The sequence below is a fragment of the Mycobacterium shunyiense genome, from assembly GCF_058270035.1.
The window spans coordinates 1-21,709 of sequence record NZ_JBZDPT010000006.1 but is presented as its reverse complement, the minus strand read 5'-3'; the positions used below and the strand labels follow the sequence as shown (position 1 = coordinate 21,709).

Annotated in this window: 19 protein-coding genes; 10 read left to right on the top strand and 9 right to left on the bottom strand. The window is 67.2% G+C overall.

The window, feature by feature from the left end; genetic code table 11:
* Positions 1-111: 111 nt before the first annotated feature.
* On the bottom strand, positions 112-1,314 hold the full coding sequence (locus AC4ELS_RS06420; RefSeq protein WP_499046436.1) for a lipid-transfer protein: 1,203 nt from the start codon (positions 1,312-1,314) through the stop codon (positions 112-114).
* The gene (locus AC4ELS_RS06415) at positions 1,314-1,751 is read right to left on the bottom strand and encodes a Zn-ribbon domain-containing OB-fold protein (protein WP_055114812.1); all 438 of its coding nucleotides are present in this window, start codon (positions 1,749-1,751) and stop codon (positions 1,314-1,316) included. The genes AC4ELS_RS06420 and AC4ELS_RS06415 overlap by 1 nt, the downstream gene beginning before the upstream one ends.
* Positions 1,752-1,872: 121 nt before the next feature.
* Between AC4ELS_RS06415 and AC4ELS_RS06410 the strand changes: the two genes are divergently transcribed.
* Positions 1,873-2,430 (top strand): TetR/AcrR family transcriptional regulator, encoded by a 558-nt coding sequence (locus AC4ELS_RS06410; RefSeq protein WP_499046433.1) that lies wholly within the window; start codon positions 1,873-1,875, stop codon positions 2,428-2,430.
* Entirely contained in the window at positions 2,427-3,920 is a 1,494-nt protein-coding gene (locus AC4ELS_RS06405) for an FAD-dependent monooxygenase (protein ID WP_499046430.1), read from the top strand. Before AC4ELS_RS06410 ends, AC4ELS_RS06405 begins: the two co-directional genes overlap by 4 nt.
* On the opposite strand, the gene AC4ELS_RS06400 is transcribed toward AC4ELS_RS06405, so the two are convergent.
* The 3 genes from AC4ELS_RS06400 to AC4ELS_RS06390 are packed head-to-tail and all read right to left on the bottom strand — an operon-like array spanning position 3,853 to position 6,797.
* Positions 3,853-4,959 (bottom strand): ABC transporter substrate-binding protein, encoded by a 1,107-nt coding sequence (locus AC4ELS_RS06400; RefSeq protein WP_499046428.1) that lies wholly within the window; start codon positions 4,957-4,959, stop codon positions 3,853-3,855. The two genes, AC4ELS_RS06405 and AC4ELS_RS06400, sit on opposite strands and share 68 nt — an antisense overlap.
* Positions 4,960-4,995: 36 nt before the next feature.
* Positions 4,996-5,679 (bottom strand): alpha/beta fold hydrolase, encoded by a 684-nt coding sequence (locus tag AC4ELS_RS06395; RefSeq protein WP_499046425.1) that lies wholly within the window; start codon positions 5,677-5,679, stop codon positions 4,996-4,998.
* On the bottom strand, positions 5,676-6,797 hold the full coding sequence (locus tag AC4ELS_RS06390) for an FAD-dependent monooxygenase (protein WP_499046422.1): 1,122 nt from the start codon (positions 6,795-6,797) through the stop codon (positions 5,676-5,678). Before AC4ELS_RS06390 ends, AC4ELS_RS06395 begins: the two co-directional genes overlap by 4 nt.
* A gap of 71 nt (positions 6,798-6,868) precedes the next feature.
* On the opposite strand from AC4ELS_RS06390, the gene AC4ELS_RS06385 reads away from it, so the two are divergent.
* The gene (locus AC4ELS_RS06385; protein WP_064960633.1) at positions 6,869-7,753 is read left to right on the top strand and encodes a LysR family transcriptional regulator; all 885 of its coding nucleotides are present in this window, start codon (positions 6,869-6,871) and stop codon (positions 7,751-7,753) included.
* Positions 7,754-7,787: 34 nt separating this feature from the next.
* Positions 7,788-10,448 (top strand): DNA polymerase I, encoded by a 2,661-nt coding sequence (polA, locus tag AC4ELS_RS06380; protein ID WP_499046439.1) that lies wholly within the window; start codon positions 7,788-7,790, stop codon positions 10,446-10,448.
* 54 nt (positions 10,449-10,502) lie between these two features.
* Here the strand turns inward: polA and AC4ELS_RS06375 are convergent, their stop codons facing one another.
* The gene (locus AC4ELS_RS06375) at positions 10,503-11,447 is read right to left on the bottom strand and encodes an MBL fold metallo-hydrolase (protein ID WP_499046419.1); all 945 of its coding nucleotides are present in this window, start codon (positions 11,445-11,447) and stop codon (positions 10,503-10,505) included.
* Between the two features lie 49 nt (positions 11,448-11,496).
* Here AC4ELS_RS06375 and AC4ELS_RS06370 point away from each other — a divergent pair, with 49 nt between their 5' ends.
* Positions 11,497-11,904, top strand: a complete 408-nt coding sequence (locus AC4ELS_RS06370; protein WP_236734703.1) for a helix-turn-helix domain-containing protein — start codon at positions 11,497-11,499, stop codon at positions 11,902-11,904.
* On the opposite strand, the gene AC4ELS_RS06365 is transcribed toward AC4ELS_RS06370, so the two are convergent.
* Positions 11,883-13,067 carry a PrsW family intramembrane metalloprotease gene (locus AC4ELS_RS06365; protein ID WP_236734704.1) on the bottom strand — a complete coding sequence of 395 codons (1,185 nt, stop codon included), beginning with the start codon at positions 13,065-13,067 and terminating at the stop codon, positions 11,883-11,885. The genes AC4ELS_RS06370 and AC4ELS_RS06365 overlap by 22 nt on opposite strands.
* Before the next feature lie 263 nt (positions 13,068-13,330).
* Here AC4ELS_RS06365 and rpsA point away from each other — a divergent pair, with 263 nt between their 5' ends.
* The 3 genes from rpsA (at position 13,331) to AC4ELS_RS06350 (ending at position 16,861) form a co-directional block, all read left to right on the top strand.
* Positions 13,331-14,776: a 30S ribosomal protein S1 gene (gene rpsA / locus AC4ELS_RS06360; RefSeq protein ID WP_055114791.1), complete on the top strand. Its 1,446-nt coding sequence runs from the start codon at positions 13,331-13,333 to the stop codon at positions 14,774-14,776.
* A gap of 77 nt (positions 14,777-14,853) precedes the next feature.
* Positions 14,854-16,017 (top strand): dephospho-CoA kinase, encoded by a 1,164-nt coding sequence (gene coaE / locus AC4ELS_RS06355; protein ID WP_499046417.1) that lies wholly within the window; start codon positions 14,854-14,856, stop codon positions 16,015-16,017.
* A 109-nt stretch (positions 16,018-16,126) separates the two neighbouring features.
* Positions 16,127-16,861: a FadR/GntR family transcriptional regulator gene (locus tag AC4ELS_RS06350; RefSeq protein WP_064960638.1), complete on the top strand. Its 735-nt coding sequence runs from the start codon at positions 16,127-16,129 to the stop codon at positions 16,859-16,861.
* A gap of 3 nt (positions 16,862-16,864) precedes the next feature.
* Here the strand turns inward: AC4ELS_RS06350 and AC4ELS_RS06345 are convergent, their stop codons facing one another.
* Together AC4ELS_RS06345 and AC4ELS_RS06340 are read right to left on the bottom strand one after the other, a co-directional pair.
* On the bottom strand, positions 16,865-17,437 hold the full coding sequence (locus AC4ELS_RS06345) for a hypothetical protein (RefSeq protein ID WP_463791185.1): 573 nt from the start codon (positions 17,435-17,437) through the stop codon (positions 16,865-16,867).
* Positions 17,438-17,448: 11 nt separating this feature from the next.
* Positions 17,449-17,955: a ribonuclease FAU-1 family protein gene (locus AC4ELS_RS06340; RefSeq protein WP_498884147.1), complete on the bottom strand. Its 507-nt coding sequence runs from the start codon at positions 17,953-17,955 to the stop codon at positions 17,449-17,451.
* A gap of 67 nt (positions 17,956-18,022) precedes the next feature.
* On the opposite strand from AC4ELS_RS06340, the gene uvrB reads away from it, so the two are divergent.
* Positions 18,023-20,194 (top strand): excinuclease ABC subunit UvrB, encoded by a 2,172-nt coding sequence (gene uvrB / locus AC4ELS_RS06335; RefSeq protein ID WP_064960661.1) that lies wholly within the window; start codon positions 18,023-18,025, stop codon positions 20,192-20,194.
* Positions 20,195-20,238: 44 nt separating this feature from the next.
* A complete protein-coding gene (locus tag AC4ELS_RS06330; protein ID WP_499046413.1) occupies positions 20,239-21,699 on the top strand; it encodes an MFS transporter in 1,461 nt (486 codons plus the stop codon).
* Positions 21,700-21,709 lie beyond the last annotated feature (10 nt).

Sequence of the window (21,709 nt, the reverse complement as noted above, 5' to 3'; positions counted from 1 at the left end):
CGCCTCGCCCGCATCGTCTACCGCCGACTCCATACCGACGAACAAGCACGCCTCAACGACCCCCAACCCGCCGCCGCTTGACATAGGAGCAATGCTCGCGCGGCAACGGGATCACCGGGCGACGATCACCGAGGAGCCGTGGCCGAACAGGCCCTGGTTGGCGGTCACGCCGACCTTCGCGCCCTCGACCTGCCGGCCGGTGGCCTGGCCCTTGAGCTGCCAGGTCAACTCGCACACCTGCGCGATGGCCTGGGCCGGGATGGCCTCGCCGAAGCAGGCCAGGCCGCCCGACGGGTTGACCGGCACGCGCCCGCCGATGGTCGTGGCGCCCGAACGCAGCAGCTGCTCGCCTTCACCCTTGGCGCACAGGCCCAGGTGCTCGTACCAGTCCAGCTCGAGTGCGGTGGACAGGTCGTAGACCTCGGCCAGGCTGACGTCCTCGGGGCCGATGCCCGCCTCGGCGTAGGCTGCGTCGAGAATCTGGTCCTTGAACACCCGTTCCGGCGCCGCCACGACTGCGGTGGAATCTGTTGCGATGTCCGGCAATTCGGGCAGGTGCTGCGGGTAGCGCGGGGTCACCGTCGAGATTGCACGTACCGACGGCACACCCTCGAGCGAGCCGAGGCGCTTCTCGGCGAACGACTTCGAAGCCACGATCAGAGCGGCCGCGCCGTCGGAGGTGGCGCAGATGTCGAGTTGGCGCAGCGGGTCGGAGACCACCGGGCTGGCCAGCACGTCCTCGATCGCGGATTCCTTGCGGTAGCGCGCATTCGGGTTCTGCAGGCCGTGGCGGGAGTTCTTCACCTTCACCTGGGCGAAGTCCTCGGCGGTGGCGCCGTAGAGATCCATCCGGCGCCGCGCGAGCAAGGCGAAGTACACCGGGTTCATCGCGCCGAGCAGGTGGAAGCGCTGCCAGTCGGGATCGTTCTTGCGCTCGCCGCCGACGGGCGCGAAGGCGCCCTTGGGGGTGGTGTCCGCACCGATCACCAGTGCGACATCGCAGAATCCGGCCAGGATCTGGGCGCGCGCACTCTGCAGCGCCTGCGAGCCCGACGCGCACGCCGCGTACGAAGACGACACCGGCACGCCGTTCCAGCCCAGCTTCTGGGCGAACGTCGACCCGGCGATGAAGCCCGGGTAGCCGTTGCGGATGGTGTCCGCGCCGGCGATGAACTGGATCTGCTGCGCGTCCAGCCCGGCCTCGGCCAGGGCGGCGCGGGCGGCGACGACGCCGTACTCGGTGAAGTCGCGTCCCCACTTGCCCCACGGGTGCATTCCCGCGCCGAGGATGTACAGCGGTTCGGGTGCGCTCATCAGGCGATCCTCCAGGCGTGGGTGGTGCGCTCGACGCCCTCGTCGTCGGTGTAGAGCGTCATGGTGGTCAGCTCCATCTCCATGCCGACCTTGAGGTCGGCGGCGAGGGTGCCTTCGACGACCTTGCCGAGCACGATCAGGCCCTCGTCGGCCAGCTCCACCGCGGCGATCGCGAACGGCTCGAACGGGTCGGTCTTCGGATACGGCGACGGCGGGAGGTACCGGTTCTCGGTGTAGCTCCACACCTTTCCGCGGCGGGACAGTGGCACCAGGTCGAGGGTGTCGCTGGCGCAGGCCGGGTTGGGGCAGTTGTTCTCGCGCGGCGGGAACACGAAAGTGGCGCACTGAGTGCACTTGCCGCCGATTAGGTGGGTGGCACCGGCGTCGTCGGTGGCGAACCATCCGTCGATCGCGGGTTGCGAAGATGCTGCTGGCACGAGGCCAGCCTAAACGATCAAGACCGCAAAACTGAAACGTGTTGCAGTTTTGTCCCGCGGGCCAGGATATTGGTTTGAAGAGTACGAAACTGTTTCGTACGCTTCGAGCATGGTGCGAGGCATGGAGCGAGAAAAGGCAGTGTTGGCCGCGACGGCGGAACTGCTGGCGGAGCGGGGATATCAGGCGCTCACCATGGACGCCGTCGCCGCGCGGGCGGGTGCCAGCAAGGCCACCATCTATCGCCGGTGGCCGAACAAGGCACAGCTGGTGCGCGCCACGCTGGACGCGACGGACGCCGCCCGCAACGCCGCCATGCCGGATACCGGGCAGCTGCGCAGTGACCTGTTCGCCGTCATGGATGCGGTCGCCGCGGAGGTGGCGGACCCGCTGACGCGGGTGACTGCGGAGCTCGCGACGCTGATGCGGCACGACGCACAACTGGCCGAGGCCATCCGCGAACACCTCGCCAAGGAGGAGCTTTCGCCGTTCCACGATGCGCTGCAACGGGCCATCGCCCGGGGTGACCTCGCCGCCGGCGTCGATGTCGAGCTCGTCCATGACGTGGCCGAGGCGATGATCCTGCGCCAGATCCACCTGGACCTGCCGATCGATGCGGCATTCAGCGCACGGCTGATCGATGACGTGCTGCTGGTTCTGTTGGGAGGTGTCTGTCGATGACGGTCGTGATCGCGGGTGCCGGGCCGACCGGACTCACTTTGGCCATCGAACTGGCTCGTCGAGGCGTGCCGACGCGGGTGCTGGACAAGGCGGCGACGTTGTTTCCCGGTTCGCGCGGCAAGGGGCTGCAGCCGCGCACGCTGGAGGTCTTCGACGACCTCGGGGTCAGCGGTGCGGTGCTGGCCGCCGGTGAGTCGTTTCCGCCCATGCGGCTGTACCGCGGCGCCGACGTGGTCTGGGAGAAGCCGATCTACGAGCTCCTCGGGCTGCCCGAGCTGGAGCCTGCGCCGGCGGTGCCTTATCCGTACACCTGGCTGATCCCGCAGTGGCGCACCGACCAGATCCTGGCGGCGCGGTTCGCCGAACTCGGTGGCACAATCGAATTCGACACCGAGGTAACGGGTTTCACGCAGGACGACGACGGCGTCACGGTGGACACCAACCGCGGGCGAATCCGCGCCGGCTACCTGGTCGGTGCCGACGGTGGCCGCAGCACGGTACGCAAGGTGTCGGGGGTCGAGTTTCTCGGCGGTGCGCTGACCGAGGAACGCATCGTGGTCGGTGACGTGCGGGTCAGCGGGCTCGATAGCCGGTGCTGTCACCTGCTGACCCGGGACGGCGATCAATCTCGGCGGTTCTCGCTGTGGAACCTCCCCGGCAGCGAGAATTACCAACTGGTGGTCACCATGGAGCCGGGCGAGGACCCGCCACCGCTGACCCTCGAGGGAATGCAGGCGGTGCTGGAACAACGGTCGGGCCGGCGCGACGTCACGCTGTCGGACTTGCGGTGGATCTCGCTGTACCGGGTGAATCTGCTCATGGCGCAACAATTCCGGATCGGCCGCGTCTTCCTCGCCGGGGATGCCGCCCACGTGCACTCACCCGCCGGAGGGCAGGGCGTGAACACCGGGGTGCAGGACGCCTACAACCTCGGTTGGAAACTGGCCGCGGTGATCGCCGGTGCACCCGCTGACCTGCTGGACAGCTATGAGGCCGAACGCCTGCCCGTTGCCGCCGAGGTACTGCAACTCAGCGGTGCGCTACATCGCCAGGGGTTCGGCGGGACGGGGCCGGCACCGGCCGCGATCCACCAGTTGGACATCGGCTACCGGGGCGGTCCACTGGCGGCCGGTGATGCGAGCCTGGACGGACTGCAAGCCGGCGACCGGGCACCCGACGGTCTGTTGCCCGATGGCCGTCGATTGTTCGACGTGTTCCGCGGCCCGCACTGGACTGTGCTGGAATTCGACTGCAAAACAGTAGATTTCGGTGTTCCCCAGGTGAGCCTCGGGCCAAGTTTGGACTACGACGTACCTGTCGGCGCCTACGTGTTGGTGCGGCCCGACGGTTATATCGGCGCAATCAGCACCCAGGCGAACGTCATCCGCGAGCGGCTCAGCCTCGCGGGCGAGCCAGCGACCGCTATGTCAGATGTCGGAGCAACTCCGCTCGGGACCACGGCGTCAGCCGAAACCGACTGTCTCGAATGACTGCGACGGCCACGTCCCCCACGTCGAGGCCCGAATGATCGGCGGGCGTGAAGTGGTATTCGCCCTCAGGGGTGAGGCATGTCAGGGATTCCATGGACTGCTGGACCGCCTCCGGAATATCCTCGCCCGCCGCCTCGATGGCTCCGGCGATGAGCTTTACGGCGGTGTACCCATCGACCGCGAACTGTGACGGTGGCGCACCGTGTCGGCGCTGAAACGGTTCGGTCAGGCCGCTGATGACGGCGCGGGTCGCTGACGGTGGCAGGTCTGCCTCCACGGCCATCAAGGATGTCGCCACGACGATTCCGTCAGCGCCCGGACCGACCTCGTCCACGAATGCCGGACTGGCGGCACCGATTCCGGCGACCATCGGAATGCTCAGGCCCGCTGAGCGAAATGCCAGCGCCAATCCGGTTGCCGGGGGACCGGTGACCCACGCCATCAGAGCCTGTGCGCCACCTGCAGCAATCGGCGCGATAACGGGCCTGAAGTCCCGGGTGTCGACCTTGACGGATTCGATTGCGACAACTTCGATTCCGAACTCTCTCAACATGGTCTCCTGTGCCACCCACGCCTCGCGGTTGAAGACACTGTCGGAATCGAACACCACCGCGATTCGGGTCAGACCGTGATCACGGAGGTATCTCAGCAGCTGTGCGGCGACCAGCCGCCCGGTCGGCGGCGTCATGAACACATACGGACGGACCGGATCGACCTGGGTGTGCGCCGCTCCCGTCGACATGTACACGACTTTGCGATCGTCGGTGTGCGGCAGGACCGCCAGGCTCGCGTTGGAGAACGAAGTGCCGACGACGGCACTGACGCCCCGATCGGCCAGCCGGTGGTAGCCGGCCACTGCGCCTGCAGGGAGACTCGCGTCGTCCTCGACGGTCAGCTCTAAGCGGCGGCCGAGGACACCGCCGGCGTTGTTCAACTGCCGTACCGCGAGTTCTGCGCCGTCCCGATTCTCCAGACCCATGTAATTCGGACCGGTCAGCGACGTCACCTGTCCGATCAGAATCGAGCGGGGCGACGGCACGAGGGAAGGTTACGCGACCGACGTGTCGTCGGCGGACTACGCGCCGGCGGCGTCCCGCAGGATGCGCACCAGATCAGTGTGGTTGTCCCGCATGAGGTTGTGCGCCCCATCGAGGGCATACGTCGTCCATCCGGGGTCGCTGCGGAGCCGCTCGTAGGTCGGCGCGAACGGCGACTCCGTCGGCCACCGCCGGGCACAGACGTAGATCCGGCGAATCCCCGGCGGCTCGTCGCCGAGGCGGACCGGCTGCAACAGTGACGCCAGAGGGTGGGCCGTCGCGCGTTCGTCGAAGAACGGCAGCGGGGGCACGCCGTAGCCGGTCGCGTCGACCCCGATGTACCACTGGCGCTGCTCGTCGTTGGTCAGCGACCAGCAGGACTCGCCGTCGCGCGGGACGAACGCATCCAGATAGACCAGCGTGCGCACACGGTCTGGGATGCGGTCAGCAACCGCAGTGATCACCATGCCGCCGTAGCTGTGGCCGACCAGTACCGCGTCGGTGACGCGGTGAGCGTGGAAATCGGAGATCACATCGGCGATGTGGGTGTCGAGGTTGACCCCGGCGTGAGCCAGGTGCGCGCGTTCGGCGACCCCGGTCAGGGTTGGCGTCAGCACCCGGTGGCCGTCGGCCCGCAGCGCAGCGGCCAGGTCATCGAAGCACCAGCCGCCGTGGCACGCGCCGGGTACGAGAACAATGTTCGCGTTCGATCGCTCGTTCATCGGGAACTCCGGTCCGCCAGAGTGTTTCGTCGGTAGGTGGCGGTGACGCGGTCCAGGTCGCGCGGGTCACCGGCATGCATCTCACGGTTGGCGTACACCACGGCCGTCGTCTCCGGGACGCGGCGGGCTTCGTAACCCGTGACACCGCGGCCGACGGCCAGTTCGTCGGCCAGCGCGGCGGCATCGAGGATGGCCTGGGACCCGCCGTTGGCTCCGACCGGGTACATCGGATGCGCAGCGTCACCGACCAGTGTGACGCGTTGAGTTCCCCAGTGCGGCAGTGGCTCCCGATCGACCATCGGATACTCGAACACCGTGTCGGATCGGGCCACCAGCTCGGCGGTGTCCAGCCAGTCCAGGCTCCAGCCGGACATGTGGGCGGTCACGGCCGCGGGATCGGTCGGGGTGTTCCAGTTCGCGTCGCCGGGAAGGGGGCCGGCCCCGGCTTCGGGGACCTGCAGCACCCAGTTCACCAGATCACCGCCGATCGGATAGGTGACCAGCTCGACGCCGTGCGGACCCTTGACGATGGCCATCGTGCGGCCGTCGAGGAACGGCCGAATCCGGCTGGCGCCGCGAAACATCCGTACTCCCGACCAGGCGAGTGGATCGGGGCCCGGGTGCAGCCTGCGCCGTACCATCGAGTGCACCCCGTCGGCGCCGACGAACACGTCGGCGGTGAAATCGCCGGCACGGGTCTGCACGCGCACCGCGTCAGCCGTTTCGGCGAAATCCACGACGCCGGCACCGGTCCGGACCGCCTTGGCGCCCAGCCGGGCCCGGACCGCGTCGAGCAGCACCATCTGCAACTTGCCGCGGTGCACCGAGCACTGCGGGTAGCCGTAGCCACCTTCGATTCCGCGCGGCTCGCGGAACAACAGTGTCCCGTCCGAGGAGTAGAAATCGATGACTGCCGGGGTGGCCGCGATGGCGCGGACCTCGTCGCCCAGGCCCAGCTCGGTCAGCTCACGTACGGCGTGTGGAAGCAGGTTGATACCGACACCGAGCGCGGCGAATTCGCGCGCCGATTCCACAACGGTGACGCTCATGCCCCGGGCATGCAGTGCGAGTGCGGTGGTGAGGCCGCCGATACCGGCCCCTGCGATGACGATGTCCATGACTCAAGCCTGCGCGGAGCAGTATTTATAAGTCCAATAGCATCTCAGTACACAAACTATAATCAAGTGTTATGGAATTGCGGCAGCTTGAGTACTTCGTCGCCGTCACCGAGGAGGCCAACTTCACCCGCGCCGCGCAGCGTGTGCATGTCGCGCAACCCGCAGTCAGTGCCCAGATCGCCCGGCTTGAGCGGGAATTGGGTCAGCCGCTGCTGGACCGGTCGCGGCGCGAGGTCCGGCTGACCGCGGCCGGGGCGGCGGTGTTGCCCTATGCGCGTGCCGCCCTCGACGCGGTGCGGCACGCCAGGACCGCGGTCGACGAGCTGACCCAGCTGGTCCGCGGCTCGGTGACGGTGGGCACCGTGACGGCCCACAACGTCGACCTGCCGCAACTGCTGGCCGATTACCACCGGGCTCACCCGGCGGTGGAGATCACCTTGTCCACCGATACCTCTGACGCGCTGATCGACGGTGTCCGCAGCGGCAGGTTCGATGTCGCGATCACGTCGGTCGGTTCTTCCGAGGTGCCCGACGGCCTGGCGGTTGCCACCACGACCGACGAACCGATCGAGGCTGTGGTGAGCCGTTCCGACCCTTGGGTGAAGCGCCGGACTGTGACACTGGCCGCGCTCGCGCAGCGCCCGCTCATCTCGCTGCCTGCCGGTGGCGGCATCCGTCGGCAGTTCGACCGGGCCTGCGCCGCGGCCGGCGTCGCGCCGCACGTGGTGTTCGAGGCCGCCACGCCCGACGCGCTCGCCGATCTCGCCGCGCGGGGGCTGGGCGTTGCGATCGTCCCGGGTTCGGTGGCACGTCAACGCACCGATGTCCACGCCATTTCGATCCGGCCTGAACTGCGTGGTCGGCTCGTGCTGGCCTGGCGCGCGAGCGGGCCGATCAGCCCGGCCGCGCGGGCGCTGATCGAGATGGCCGCCGAACTCGTCGGCGGCGGTGCATAGAGTTAGGGCCGTGACGGACGCGAAGCCCACACTGATGCTGCTCGACGGTAATTCCCTGGCTTTCCGCGCGTTTTACGCGCTGCCTGCGGAGAACTTCAAGACGCAGGGTGGGCTGACAACCAACGCCGTGTACGGCTTCACCGCGATGCTCATCAATCTGCTGCGTGATGAGCAGCCCAGTCACGTCGCCGCAGCCTTCGATGTGTCGCGGCAGACGTTCCGCAAGGAGAAGTACCCCGAGTACAAGGAAGGCCGGTCGGCGACGCCCGACGAGTTCCGCGGCCAGATCGACATCACCAAGGAGGTGCTCGGCGCGCTGGGCATCACGGTGTTGGCCGAACCCGGCTTCGAAGCCGACGACATCATCGCCACCCTGGCCACCCAGGCCGAGGACGCCGGCTACCGGGTACTGGTGGTCACCGGTGACCGTGACTCGTTGCAGCTGGTCAGCAACGACGTGACCGTGCTCTACCCGCGCAAGGGGGTCAGCGAGCTCACCCGGTTCACGCCGGATGCGGTGGTGGAGAAGTACGGACTGACGCCGACGCAGTACCCGGACTTCGCCGCGCTGCGCGGCGACCCGAGCGACAACCTGCCCGGCATCCCGGGTGTGGGGGAGAAGACCGCCACCAAGTGGATCGTCGAATACGGTTCGCTGCAATCCCTGGTCGACAACGTCGACAAGGTGAAAGGCAAGGTCGGTGAGTCGCTGCGGTCCAATCTGTCCAGTGTGGTGCTCAACCGCGAGCTGACCGAACTGGTCAAGGATGTGCCGCTGGCCCAGACCCCGGATACGTTGCGCCTACTGCCGTGGGACCGCGACCAGATCCACCGGCTCTTCGACGATCTTGAGTTCCGGGTGCTGCGGGACCGGCTGTTCGACACGCTGGTGGCCGCCGAACCGGAGGTTGAGCACGGGTTCGATGTGCGTGGGCGGGCACTGGAACCGGGAGAGCTGGCCGCGTGGCTGTCCGAACACAGCCTGGGCAACCGGTTCGGGATGGCGGTGGTCGGCACGCACCTGGCGTATGACGCCGACGCCACGGCCCTGGCCATCGTCTCCGCGGACGGCGACGGCCGCTACATCGACACCGCCAGGCTGACGGCTGAGGACGAGCAAGCGTTGTCGTCCTGGCTGGCCGACCCCGGCCCACCCAAGGCCCTGCACGAGGCCAAGTTGGCCATGCATGACCTGGCCGGCCGGGGCTGGACGTTGCTCGGGGTCACCTCCGACACTGCGCTGGCGGCATACCTGGTTCGGCCCGGGCAGCGCAGCTTCGCCCTCGACGATTTGTCGGTGCGGTACCTGAAGCGGGAGCTTCGCGCCGAAAGCCCGGAGCAACAACAGCTTTCACTGCTCGATGATTCGGACGGCGTCGACGAGCAGGCGGTGCAGACCGTGATCCTGCGGGCGTGCGCGGTGCTGGACCTCGCCGATGCGCTCGACGAGGAGCTGGCCAAGATCGACTCGTCGTCTCTTTTGGGCCGCATGGAGCTGCCGGTGCAGCGGGTGCTCGCCCAGGTGGAGCACACCGGCATCGCCGTGGACAGCGACTACCTCACGGAGTTGCAGAGCGAGTTCGCCGATCAGATCCGCGACGCCGCAGAGGCCGCGTACGCGGTCATCGGCAAGCAGATCAATCTCGGCTCACCCAAGCAGCTGCAGGTCGTGTTGTTCGACGAGCTGGAGATGCCCAAGACCAAGCGCACCAAGACCGGTTACACCACCGATGCGGATGCGCTGCAATCGCTGTTCGACAAGACCGGGCATCCTTTCCTGCAGCATCTGCTGGCCCACCGGGACGCCACCCGGCTGAAGGTGACCGTCGACGGGTTGTTGGCCGCCGTCGCCACCGACGGCCGGATTCACACGACGTTCAACCAGACCATCGCCGCCACCGGTCGGCTCTCGTCCACCGAGCCCAACCTGCAGAACATCCCGATCCGGACCGAGGCGGGTCGGCGGATCCGGGACGCCTTCGTGGTCGGCGACGGCTATTCGGAGCTGATGACGGCGGACTACAGCCAGATCGAAATGCGGATCATGGCGCACCTGTCCCGCGACGAAGGTCTCATCGAAGCCTTCAACACCGGCGAGGACCTGCACTCGTTCGTTGCGTCGCGGGCCTTCGACGTGCCGATCGACGAGGTCACCCCGGAACTGCGTCGGCGGGTCAAGGCGATGTCCTACGGCCTGGCCTACGGCTTGAGCGCTTATGGGTTGGCCAGCCAGCTCAAGATCTCCACCGAAGAAGCCAAGATCCAGATGGAGCAGTACTTCGCGCGCTTCGGTGGTATCCGCGACTACCTGCGCGACGTCGTCGATCAGGCCCGCAAGGACGGCTACACCTCGACGGTGTTCGGGCGCAGGCGCTACTTGCCCGAGCTCGACAGCAGCAACCGCAATGTGCGCGAGGCCGCCGAACGGGCCGCGCTCAACGCGCCCATCCAGGGCAGCGCCGCCGACATCATCAAGGTGGCGATGATCAACGTCGACGAGGCCATCAAGGAGGCCGGGCTCAAGTCACGCATGCTGCTGCAGGTGCACGACGAACTGCTCTTCGAGGTGGTCGAGGGGGAGCGGGACGCGCTGGAGGCGTTGGTGCGCGAGCACATGGGCAACGCGTATCCGTTGGATGTGCCGCTGGAGGTGTCGGTGGGCTACGGCCGCAGCTGGGACGCCGCCGCGCATTAGCGGCGCATGGGCCGGAGCCGCGCACTAGCGGCGCATGGGCTGGGGTGCGTTCGACTAGCTCTGCGGCAGCGATGTCGAGGCGGTGTGGTCGTGTGTCGGGACGATCCGGACCTGGTCTCTGACCGCGTGCAGCCGGTGCAGAGTGCGGAAGCTCGCGTCACGATCCTCATCGGCGAATACGCCTGGGTAACTGGGCTTTTGCCGGATGTGTTCCACCCCGAGACTGTGCCATGCGGCGTCGCCGGCCAGCAGTACCCATCCGCCGGCCGTGTTGATCAGGAGGCCGATGCTGCCGGGAGTGTGGCCGGGGAGGTCGACGAGTTGCACCGCGCCGTCGCCGAATAGGTCGTGGCTTCGCTCGAACGTCAGGATCGGCGGGCCGTCGAGTGCGAATGTCGTGATCGTCCTGTGCTGCAGGGAATCCCGCACGCCGCCGGCCGGTGCGACCGGACCGCTGGTGGCCCAGTCAAGTTCTGGCTGGTGGATGTGCACGGGCATGGCGGGCAGATCGAGAAGCCCGCAGATGTGGTCCCAATGCAGATGGGTCGGCAGCGCGAAGTCGACGTGATTCTCGTCGAGCTCTTCGGCCAGTGCCGCCGCGGTGGTGATCGCCTCGGCCGGCGGCCCGACAGCCGGACGCAGTACGGCAGGCAGCTGGCTGAGCACCCGGGTGCCAATATCGGCGCACATGCCCGGATCCACCACGAAGCGGGCCCGCGGATGCTCGATGACGAACGCTGTCAGGGCGATGGGAATACGGCGCGGAGAGCGGGTTCCCTCGACGGTGCCTGCGGTGGGGACCCATTTGGGCATCTGGCGCAGTGCGCGGACTCTGACGTTCTGTGTGGCGGGCGGCAGGCCGACGTCGGACAGCTGCTGCAGGAAGTTCCGGTCGGCGCGTCGCGGCCGGAGGAGTCCGACCGGTGCCTGGGCGAACGCCGAGCAGCAGGCCCACAGGCTCGGTTGTCGAACCTGACTTTGGGCGGCAGTGGTAGTCATGTGTGCGAAGCTAGAACTTCAGGTCGACCTGAAGTCAAGGAGAACTGACATGGGCGATATGTACGCGGTCGGGGCTGCCGCCGCGGCGGTCGGCGTCGAGTCGCACGTCCTGCGGCACTGGGAAGACGTCGGGGTCCTGGTCCCGCTGCGGAGCGCGTCAGGGCACCGGCGCTACGACGACGAGTTGCTCGCCAGGGCCCGGTTGGTGCGGCTCCTTCAGCAGGCAGGCCTCGCGCTGGCGGAGATTCGTGCATTGCGCGCCGCCGACCGTGACGGGCGAATCGGCTTGATCACGACCACGCTGGAGCGGATCAGGACGGATATCTCCCGGCTGCAGCGCGCCGAGCAGTTCCTTTCGCACGTCGTCACCTGCGTGCACCCGCTGGTCTCGGAATGCCCAGATTGTGCCGTCATCGCGCAATCGGGAGGGACCGCTCAGTACCGGACGGGCGCCTGATAGTTGGCGAGCCACTGCAGAATCGGTGCGGCCGAGCGGGCGGCCGTCACCGAATACACCTCTTCCTGCTGCAGCGCGTACACCTGGGCATCGCCGAAACCGCGGTCGATGCGGTCGCGGACGAAGGCGAGTTCGACGACGGCGGCCGCGAACGCCGCGACGGCCTTGCCGGCGGGGCGCCCGGCGGCCAGCGTCGCCTGCTGGACGGCGCCGTGGCGGGTTTTCAACGATCCGAGCCAGGTGGCCTCGTTGGGGGTGATGAGCCCGGCGGCGACCATGCCGGGCAGCTTGGCGGCCACCACGCGCTGTTCGCGGCGACGGCTGGTGACGGCGACGACGATCATGATGATGAAGATCGGCACCATCCACACGATGTAGACGATGAAGTAGGTTCCGGCACCGAGCAGTGACGAGCCGTTCCACAGCCCGTGCATGAGCACCGCGCCGAGGTAGCCGGTCAGGATGCACAGCGCTTTCGCGAGGCCGCTGCGCCGCTGCAGTGCGAAGTACACGCCGATCGCGGTCATCGTGGTGAACAGCGAGTGGGCGAACGGCGCCATGATCAGTCGCAGCGCCGCGGTGAGCAGGGATCCCCCCAACGAATCCGCGCTGGAGATGTACATGATGTCTTCCAGCCAGGCGAAGCCGAGACCGACCAGGCCGGCGTAGACCAGGCAGTCGGTCAGGGAGTTGAGCTCATTGCGGCGCTTGCCGGTCATCATGACCAGCAGGAACAAGCCCTTGGCGGCCTCTTCGATGAGCGGCGCCCGGATCGCCACGGAGGCGAAACTGTGGGACGAGTCGACCCCGGGAGTCGCCAGTAGCGCATCGGCGAACAGGCCCAGTATCAGCGAGAGCACGACGGCGACCGCGGCACCCCAGCCGAACGCCAACAGCAACAATCGCGGCGGCTCCGGCTCCCACCGGTCCAGCCACAGGTAGGCGAACACCGCGCCGGTCATCACGATGCTGGACAGCGTGAACCCGATGATCGCACCGGCCGGGTTGAGCGCGGTGAACAACAGCACCAGTGCGCCGATGACGACACCGCAGGCGATGATCGCGGCCAGCGGAGCCCCGACCTTGCGTACCGGCCTGGGCATTGGTGCGGTGATCGGAAACCACGGCCGATGATGGGGGCCGGGGGTCGGGGAGTACGCCACGTGCGAAGCGTAACGGTGGGTAGCTGCCGTCCCTGGCAGAAGTTTGGTCTGCCATCCCGCACAAATTCGGCGGACGCTCCGGCGGGCCGTCGGAACGACCCTCGGGGGAGCCGGTTTGTCCTGCGTGTGCCTGGTCGAGTACCCTCGTTACGTATCTGTGCGTACAGCTGGACATCTTCTAGTCGCCGTCACGGATCCGCACGAACGCAATACACGCAACACAATTGTCCCTACTAGTAAACCTGTCCGGAGCAACCCACCACATGCCCTCTCCCTCCGTCACCTCGCCGCAAGTAGCCGTCAACGACATCGGCTCGGCTGAGGACTTTCTCGCCGCCATCGACAAAACCATCAAATACTTCAACGATGGCGACATCGTCGAGGGAACCATCGTCAAGGTTGACCGTGACGAGGTCCTGCTCGACATCGGTTACAAGACCGAAGGTGTCATTCCTTCCCGCGAACTCTCCATCAAGCACGATGTCGACCCCAACGAGGTCGTTTCCGTTGGCGATGAGGTCGAGGCCCTCGTTCTCACCAAGGAGGACAAGGAAGGCCGCCTGATCCTGTCCAAGAAGCGCGCTCAGTACGAGCGTGCCTGGGGCACCATCGAGGAGCTCAAGGAAAAGGACGAGGCCGTCAAGGGCACCGTCATCGAGGTCGTCAAGGGCGGCCTGATCCTCGACATCGGTCTGCGTGGCTTCCTGCCCGCATCGCTGGTCGAGATGCGTCGTGTCCGCGATCTGCAGCCGTACATCGGCAAGGAGATCGAGGCCAAGATCATCGAGCTGGACAAGAACCGCAACAACGTGGTGCTGAGCCGCCGCGCCTGGCTGGAGCAGACCCAGTCCGAGGTGCGTAGCGAGTTCCTCAACCAGCTGCAGAAGGGCGCCATCCGCAAGGGTGTCGTCTCCTCGATCGTCAACTTCGGCGCCTTCGTCGATCTCGGCGGCGTCGACGGCCTGGTGCACGTCTCCGAGCTGTCCTGGAAGCACATCGATCACCCGTCCGAGGTGGTTCAGGTGGGCGACGAGGTCACCGTCGAGGTGCTCGACGTCGACATGGACCGCGAGCGGGTTTCGCTGTCGCTCAAGGCGACTCAGGAAGACCCGTGGCGCCACTTCGCCCGCACCCACGCGATCGGTCAGATCGTGCCGGGCAAGGTCACCAAGCTGGTGCCGTTCGGCGCGTTCGTCCGCGTCGAGGAGGGCATCGAGGGTCTGGTGCACATCTCGGAGCTGTCCGAGCGCCACGTCGAGGTCCCGGACCAGGTGGTCCAGGTCGGCGACGACGCGATGGTCAAGGTCATCGACATCGACCTGGAGCGTCGCCGGATCTCGCTGAGCCTCAAGCAGGCCAACGAGGACTACACCGAGGAGTTCGACCCGTCGAAGTACGGCATGGCCGACAGCTACGACGAGCAGGGCAACTACATCTTCCCCGAGGGCTTCGACGCCGAGACCAACGAATGGCTCGAAGGCTTCGACAAGCAGCGTGAGGAGTGGGAGGCCCGCTACGCCGAGGCCGAGCGTCGTCACAAGATGCACACCACGCAGATGGAGAAGTTCGCCGCGGCCGAGGCCGAGGAAGCTGCCCGTCCGACCTCGTCGTCGTCCAACGGCGCTGGTCGCGAAGAGTCCACTGGTGGCACGCTGGCCAGCGATGCACAGCTGGCCGCTCTGCGCGAGAAGCTCGCAGGCAATGCGTAAGTAATTCTGGCAACGAACGCCCCGGCCCTCTTGGGTCGGGGCGTTCGTCGTTCCGGGGGCCTGACACACTGTTGGGCGTGCTTCGTATCGGGTTAACCGGCGGTATCGGCGCCGGGAAGTCAACAGTGTCGGCCACATTCAGCGATCTCGGCGGCATCATCGTCGACGGTGACGTCATCGCGCGTGAGGTTGTCGAGCCCGGAACCGAGGGCCTGGCCAAGCTGGTCGAGGCATTCGGCGACGGAATCCTGCTGCCCGAGGGGGGTTTGAACCGTCCTGCGCTGGCGGCGGTCGCCTTCAGCGACGACGAGAAGCGTGCCACCCTGAACGGCATCGTGCATCCGCTGGTGGCGCACCGCCGGTCGGAGCTCATCGCGGCGGCCCACGAAGATGCCGTGATCGTCGAGGACATCCCACTGTTGGTGGAATCGCAGATGGCGCCGATGTTCCCCTTGGTGATCATCGTCAACGCCGACGCGGAACTGCGCGTCAAGCGGCTCATCGAGTACCGCGGATTCACCGAGGAGGACGCCCGCGCCCGCATCGCCGCGCAGGCCACCGTGGAGCAGCGCCGTGCGGTCGCCGATGTGTGGCTGGACAACTCGGGCAGCCCGGGTGCCGTCGTCGAGCAGGCTCGCGCCCTCTGGCACGAGCGGATCCTGCCTTTCGCGCACAACGTGCAGATCCGCCGACCGGCCCGTCGGGACCCGGTCGTGGTGCCATATGACCCGACCTGGCCCGATCAGGCCCGTCGGATCCTGGCCCGGCTCAACACGGCATGCGGGCACCGCGCGGTGCGCATCGACCACATCGGTTCGACCGCCGTGCCGGGAATGGACGCCAAGGATGTCATCGATGTGCAGGTGACGGTCGGGTCGTTGGATATCGCCGACGAACTCGTCGAGGCGCTGTTGACCGCCGGCTATCCCGTGGTGCCGGACATCACCACCGACACACCGCATGATGACGATCCGGCGTTGTGGCAGAAGCGTTTCCATGCCTCGGCAGATCCGGGCCGGCCCACCAATGTGCACATCCGGGTGGATGGCCGGCCCAACCAGCGCTTCGCGCTGATGTTCGTCGACTGGCTGCGGGCCAACCCCGGCGTGCAGGCCGACTATCTGGCGGCCAAGCGTGCCGCGCTCGCGACGGCTGACTACGCCGTGGCCAAAGAGCCGTGGTTCCTGGACGCCTACCGACGCGCGTGGAAGTGGGCGGACACGACGGGCTGGCAGCCCTAGGTCACTGGGCGGCACCAGGTTTCGCACGTGGCCATCCAGTGGCCGGCTGTGTGGGCCGCTCTGCTGCTGCTGTGCGGTAGCGTTCGAAGCGTCCAAAGGGGGGACGAACGTGCCAACATCGAAACCGGCCTTGGTTCCGGTCCGTCAAATTGCCGCACATGAGTTGGTCGTCGACCAGATGCGGCGGGCGCTGGAACGCGGTCAGTTCCGTCCCGGCGATCGGCTGCCCACCGAACGCGAACTCTCGGACGTGCTCGACGTCTCTCGCACCACCGTGCGCGCCGCCGTGGCTGTGCTCGAGAAGGAGGGCCTGATCACCGTGCGGCGCGGTCGAGGCGGCGGGTTCACCGTCCAGGCGCCGCACTACGACGCGGCCGTGATGCGTCGGGAGATGCGCCGCAACAAGCGTGCGATCCGCGATGCCTTCGACTACCGCGTGATCGTCGAGACCGGGGCCACCCGGATGGCCGCCGAGCGGCGTCGCGCCACGGATGTCACCGATCTGCGCAGGCTGCTCAAAGACATGGATTCCGCGCTCCAGACGGGGATGAACGACCAGTCGGCGCAGCACACCGCGGATTTTCAGACTCTGGATTCGGCGTTTCATCTCGGTATAGCCCAGGCTTCGCAGAATGATCGGCTGGCCGAGGCGGTCGCGGACGCCCGCCGGAGGATGTGGCTACCGGTCGGTGCGATCTTCGGACGTCTGGAACCCAACGCGAACGACTACCACGAGTCGATCCTCGAAGCGATCGCGAACCGTGATCCGGACCTGGCCGCCACGCAGATGGAAGCCCATATCAACGACACCCGGCACACGGTCGAGTCCTGGCTGAAGCGCTGACGGCTACGTTGTCGGCGGCTCAGCTTCTGCCGGCGGCAGGGCTGCGGGGTCGGTCGGCGGGAGCGCGGCATCGGTGGCCGGCGGCGCGGTGTCGGCGACGGTGCCTGGTATCGGCGCGTTCAACGGGGCGCCGCAGGGCAGGCTGCCGTAGCTCGGATCGTCCTTGGGCCGGGTCAGTCGCGGGCCGACGAAGGTATCGGCCTGTGCGATGAGCTGGTCGTCCACCAGGATCTCGCAGTGCAGGTTCGCCGAGTACGGCCAGTCGATGCGGACCGCCATTCCGGCAGTCTCCGGATCGGACACCACACCGGTGGCTTCGAAGATCCGGCCCGGCAGCATGGAGGGGTCGGCGGTGTTGATGTTGTCGTCGTCGATCTTGTAGGCAATGGTCGCGTTGCGCGAGACGCCGTCGATCCTGGCGCGGTAGGTGACGTTGTGTAGCTGCTGGTCGGGCAGCGGTTCCACCTGCGGCGGGGCCTCCGGGTCGGCCTGTGCCGCGGCGGGGATCAACAGTGCGCCGGTGAGCAGTCCTGCCAGCGCGGGGAGGGCTCCCCAGACGTACTTAGCTGAGCTCATGAATCCTGACCTTACGCTCCCCGCCACGTCAGGGCCATTCCGTTGCCGGACAGCCACTGAGCCAGGTCATAGCCGCAGCTCGCCAAGCCCTCGATCGCGGTGGCCGCGGTTTGCACCGCCTGTTCTCCGACCTCCGGACTCAACAATCCATGGCGGACGGCGGTGAGCAGTTCGTCGACGTCGCACAGCTCGACGCCGCGCCCGGTGCGGATCACCAGGTCCAAATAGTGGTCCTCGGAGTACCAGGCCGCCCGCCCCGCGGTGTAGCTACCGATGTCGAGGTAGAAGTCCTGATCACGCTCGTGGCCGGGGCTGAAATGAAACACGCTGGCCCGCAGCCCGAGCGAGGGCAGCAACCAGGATTCCAGGTAGTGGAACTGGGCCCGGCCGGGCGTCGGTCGGGCCATGTAAAGGCCCCAGGGCTCCACCGTGTAGACGTCGACAGCCCGCACGATGCCCTTGGGGTCGGTGTTCGTGCGGGCCACCAGGTCGAATGTCTCGTGCTTGGGCGGGTGGATGGGCCAAGCCTACGCGGGGAGCGAACGCGGGCGGAAGTTGTCGGTGCACAGTTCTACGCTGGTGAGCATGGCCTTCGCGACCGAACATCCTGTGCTCGCGCATTCGGAGTACCGACCGGCTGCCGATGCCGTAACTGGTCTGGTCCGTACCGGTGCCCGATTCGAGGTGGTCAGTGAGTACGACCCGGCCGGTGACCAGCCGGCGGCGATCGACGAACTCGAGCGCCGGATCAAGGCCGGCGAACGTGATGTCGTGCTGCTCGGCGCCACCGGTACCGGAAAGTCGGCCACCACGGCCTGGCTGATCGAGCGGTTGCAGCGGCCCACCCTGGTGATGGCGCCCAACAAGACCCTGGCCGCCCAGCTCGCCAATGAATTGCGGGAGATGTTGCCGCACAACGCTGTTGAGTACTTCGTCTCGTACTACGATTATTACCAGCCCGAGGCGTACATCGCCCAGACCGATACGTACATCGAGAAGGACAGCTCGATCAACGACGATGTCGAGCGGTTGCGCCACTCGGCGACGTCGAGCCTGTTGTCCCGGCGCGATGTGGTCGTGGTGGCCTCGGTGTCGTGCATCTACGGCCTGGGCACGCCGCAGTCCTATCTCGACCGTTCGGTCGAGCTGGAGGTCGGTCAGGAGGTGCCGCGCGACGGGCTGCTGCGGCTGCTGGTCGACGTCCAGTACAACCGCAACGACATGGCGTTCACCCGAGGCACGTTCCGGGTGCGCGGTGACACGGTGGAGATCATCCCGTCCTACGAGGAGCTCGCCGTGCGGATCGAGTTCTTCGGCGACGAGATCGAGGCCCTGTACTACCTGCACCCGCTGACCGGGGACATCGTCCGGCAGGTCGACTCGTTGCGGATCTTCCCGGCCACCCACTATGTGGCCGGTCCGGAACGGATGGAGCATGCAATCTCCACCATCGAGGCCGAGCTCGAGGCGCGGCTGGCCGAGCTGGAAGGGCAGGGCAAGCTGCTGGAGGCCCAGCGGCTGCGGATGCGCACCAATTACGACGTCGAGATGATGAAGCAGGTCGGGTTCTGCTCGGGCATCGAGAACTACTCGCGGCACATCGACGGCCGGCCGGCCGGCTCGGCGCCCGCGACACTACTGGACTATTTCCCCGAGGACTTCCTGCTGGTCATCGACGAGTCCCACGTCACCGTGCCCCAGATCGGTGGCATGTACGAGGGGGACATGTCGCGCAAGCGCAACCTGGTCGATTTCGGCTTCCGACTGCCCTCGGCCGTCGACAACAGGCCGCTGACCTGGGAGGAATTCGCCGACCGGATCGGGCAGACGGTATACCTGTCGGCCACGCCGGGCGCCTACGAGATCAGCCAGGCCGGCGGCGAGTTCGTCGAACAGGTGATCCGCCCGACGGGTCTGGTCGACCCGAAGGTGGTGGTGAAGCCGACGAAGGGCCAGATCGACGACTTGATCGGCGAGATCCGTGCCCGCACCGAGCGCGACGAGCGCGTGCTGGTCACCACGCTGACCAAGAAGATGGCCGAGGATCTCACCGACTACCTGCTGGAGCTCGGCATCAAGGTCCGCTATCTGCACTCGGAGGTCGACACCCTGCGACGGGTCGAGTTGCTGCGGCAGCTGCGCCTCGGTGAGTACGACGTGCTGGTCGGTATCAACCTGCTGCGTGAGGGCCTGGACCTTCCCGAGGTGTCGCTGGTGGCGATTCTCGACGCCGACAAAGAGGGTTTCCTGCGTTCCACGCGCAGCCTGATCCAGACCATCGGCCGCGCGGCGCGCAACGTGTCGGGTGAGGTGCACATGTACGCCGACAAGATCACCGACTCTATGCGTGAGGCGATCGACGAGACCGAACGCCGCCGCGCCAAGCAGGTCGCCTACAACGAGGCCAACGGGATCGACCCGCAGCCGCTGCGCAAGAAGATCGCCGACATTCTCGACCAGGTGTACCGCGAGGCTGACGACACCGAGTCCGTCGAGGTGGGCGGTTCGGGGCGCAACGCCTCGCGTGGCCGGCGCGCTCAGGGTGAACCCGGGCGGGCGGTCAGTGCCGGCATCGTCGAGGGGCGCGACACCACCAACATGCCGCGGGCCGAATTGGCCGATCTGATCAAGGATCTGACCGAACAGATGATGACTGCCGCCCGTGATCTCCAGTTTGAACTGGCGGCGCGCATCCGCGACGAGATCCAGGACCTGAAGAAGGAGCTGCGAGGGATGGACGCGGCCGGCCTGAAGTAATCAGAGTTGACCTCAACGGCGGTTCAGCTTCTAGCGTCATCGGTGTGACCGATACCGTGACGCCCGATACCGGGACCTGGCGGCAGTTGCTGGGTGCCCGCTACCTGGGCGCATCCACCGTGTTGGCCGGCGGCGTGCTGCTGTACGCGACCAACGAGTTCCTGACGATCAGCCTGCTGCCCAGTGCGGTGGGCGACATCGGCGGGCAGCGGTTCTACGCCTGGGTGACGACGGTGTACCTCGTTGCGTCGGTGGTCGCGGCCACCACGGTCCACTCGCTGCTGATGCGGTTGGGTCCGCGACACGCATACCTGTTGGGGCTCACGGTGTTCGGTGCCGGAAGCCTCGGCTGTGCCCTGGCCCCCAGCATGGAGGTCCTGCTTCTCGGGCGCACCGTGCAGGGCTTCGCGGGTGGACTGCTGGCCGGCCTGGGTTACGCGGTGATCAACACGGCGCTGCCGAATACGTTGTGGACCAAAGCATCTGCATTGGTGTCGGCGATGTGGGGTGTCGGCACACTGATCGGTCCGGCGGCGGGCGGGCTGTTCGCGCAGTTCGGGCACTGGCGGTGGGCGTTCGGTGTGCTGGTGATCCTGACGCTCGCGATGGCCGTCCTGGTGCCGGTCGCCCTGCCCGCCAGAGGGACGGCCGGGGTTTCGGCGCCCGGCATTCCGGTGTGGTCGCTGGCCCTGTTGGGTGCTGCGGCCATGTCGGTCAGCGTAGCGGGTATCCCGCACGACTGGCGGGGGACCGCAGCACTGCTCGGTGTCGGGCTGGCACTGGTGGCCGGGTTCCTGTTCGTCGACCGCCGCGCCCGGGCATCGGTGTTGCCGCCCAGCACATTCCGGCCCGGTCCGCTCAAGTGGATCTACCTGAGCCTCGGGGTGCTGATGGCCGCCACCATGGTGGATATGTATGTGCCGCTGTTCGGTCAACGTCTGGGGCACCTGACGCCGGTGATGGCGGGCTTCTTCGGCGCGGTGTTGTCGGTCGGCTGGACCACGGGCGAGATCGTCAGTGCGTCGCTGCAGAATCGGCGCGCGATCGGGCGGACGGTGGCGGTCGCGCCTCTGGTGATGGCGGCCGGTCTGGCCTTGGGTGCGGTGTTGATCCGGGACGGCATGACGCCGTGGTTGGTGTGGGCCTGGGCGGCGGCGCTCGTGGTCACCGGCGCCGGGATCGGTATTGCCTGGCCTCACCTGTCCGCGTGGGCCATGGGCAGCGTGGACGATCCCGCCGAGGGGCCGGCCGCGGCGGCGGCCATCAACACCGTGCAACTGATCTGCGGGGCGTTCGGCGCGGGTCTGGCCGGTGTCGTCGTCAACCTCAGCGCTACCGCCGACGCGGCCGCAGCGCGCTGGCTTTTCGCCGCATTCGCGGTGCTCGCCGCCGTCGGTGCCCTCGCGTCGTTCCGGTCTGCACCGCGAGCATTGCTCCTATGTCAAGCGGCGGCGGGTTGGGGGTCGTTGAGGCGTGCTTGTTCGTCGGTATGGAGTCGGCGGTAGACGATGCGGG

Bases quoted from the DNA above. Each gene is read 5' to 3' on its own strand.
- AC4ELS_RS06420 (WP_499046436.1), bottom strand. From the start codon at position 1,314: ATGAGCGCACCCGAACCGCTGTACATCCTCGGCGCGGGAATGCACCCG.
- AC4ELS_RS06410 (WP_499046433.1), top strand. From the start codon at position 1,873: ATGGAGCGAGAAAAGGCAGTGTTGGCCGCGACGGCGGAACTGCTGGCG.
- AC4ELS_RS06405 (WP_499046430.1), top strand. From the start codon at position 2,427: ATGACGGTCGTGATCGCGGGTGCCGGGCCGACCGGACTCACTTTGGCC.
- AC4ELS_RS06395 (WP_499046425.1), bottom strand. From the start codon at position 5,679: ATGAACGAGCGATCGAACGCGAACATTGTTCTCGTACCCGGCGCGTGC.
- AC4ELS_RS06390 (WP_499046422.1), bottom strand. From the start codon at position 6,797: ATGGACATCGTCATCGCAGGGGCCGGTATCGGCGGCCTCACCACCGCA.
- AC4ELS_RS06385 (WP_064960633.1), top strand. From the start codon at position 6,869: ATGGAATTGCGGCAGCTTGAGTACTTCGTCGCCGTCACCGAGGAGGCC.
- polA (WP_499046439.1), top strand. From the start codon at position 7,788: ATGCTGCTCGACGGTAATTCCCTGGCTTTCCGCGCGTTTTACGCGCTG.
- AC4ELS_RS06375 (WP_499046419.1), bottom strand. From the start codon at position 11,447: ATGACTACCACTGCCGCCCAAAGTCAGGTTCGACAACCGAGCCTGTGG.
- AC4ELS_RS06370 (WP_236734703.1), top strand. From the start codon at position 11,497: ATGGGCGATATGTACGCGGTCGGGGCTGCCGCCGCGGCGGTCGGCGTC.
- rpsA (WP_055114791.1), top strand. From the start codon at position 13,331: ATGCCCTCTCCCTCCGTCACCTCGCCGCAAGTAGCCGTCAACGACATC.
- AC4ELS_RS06345 (WP_463791185.1), bottom strand. From the start codon at position 17,437: ATGAGCTCAGCTAAGTACGTCTGGGGAGCCCTCCCCGCGCTGGCAGGA.
- uvrB (WP_064960661.1), top strand. From the start codon at position 18,023: ATGGCCTTCGCGACCGAACATCCTGTGCTCGCGCATTCGGAGTACCGA.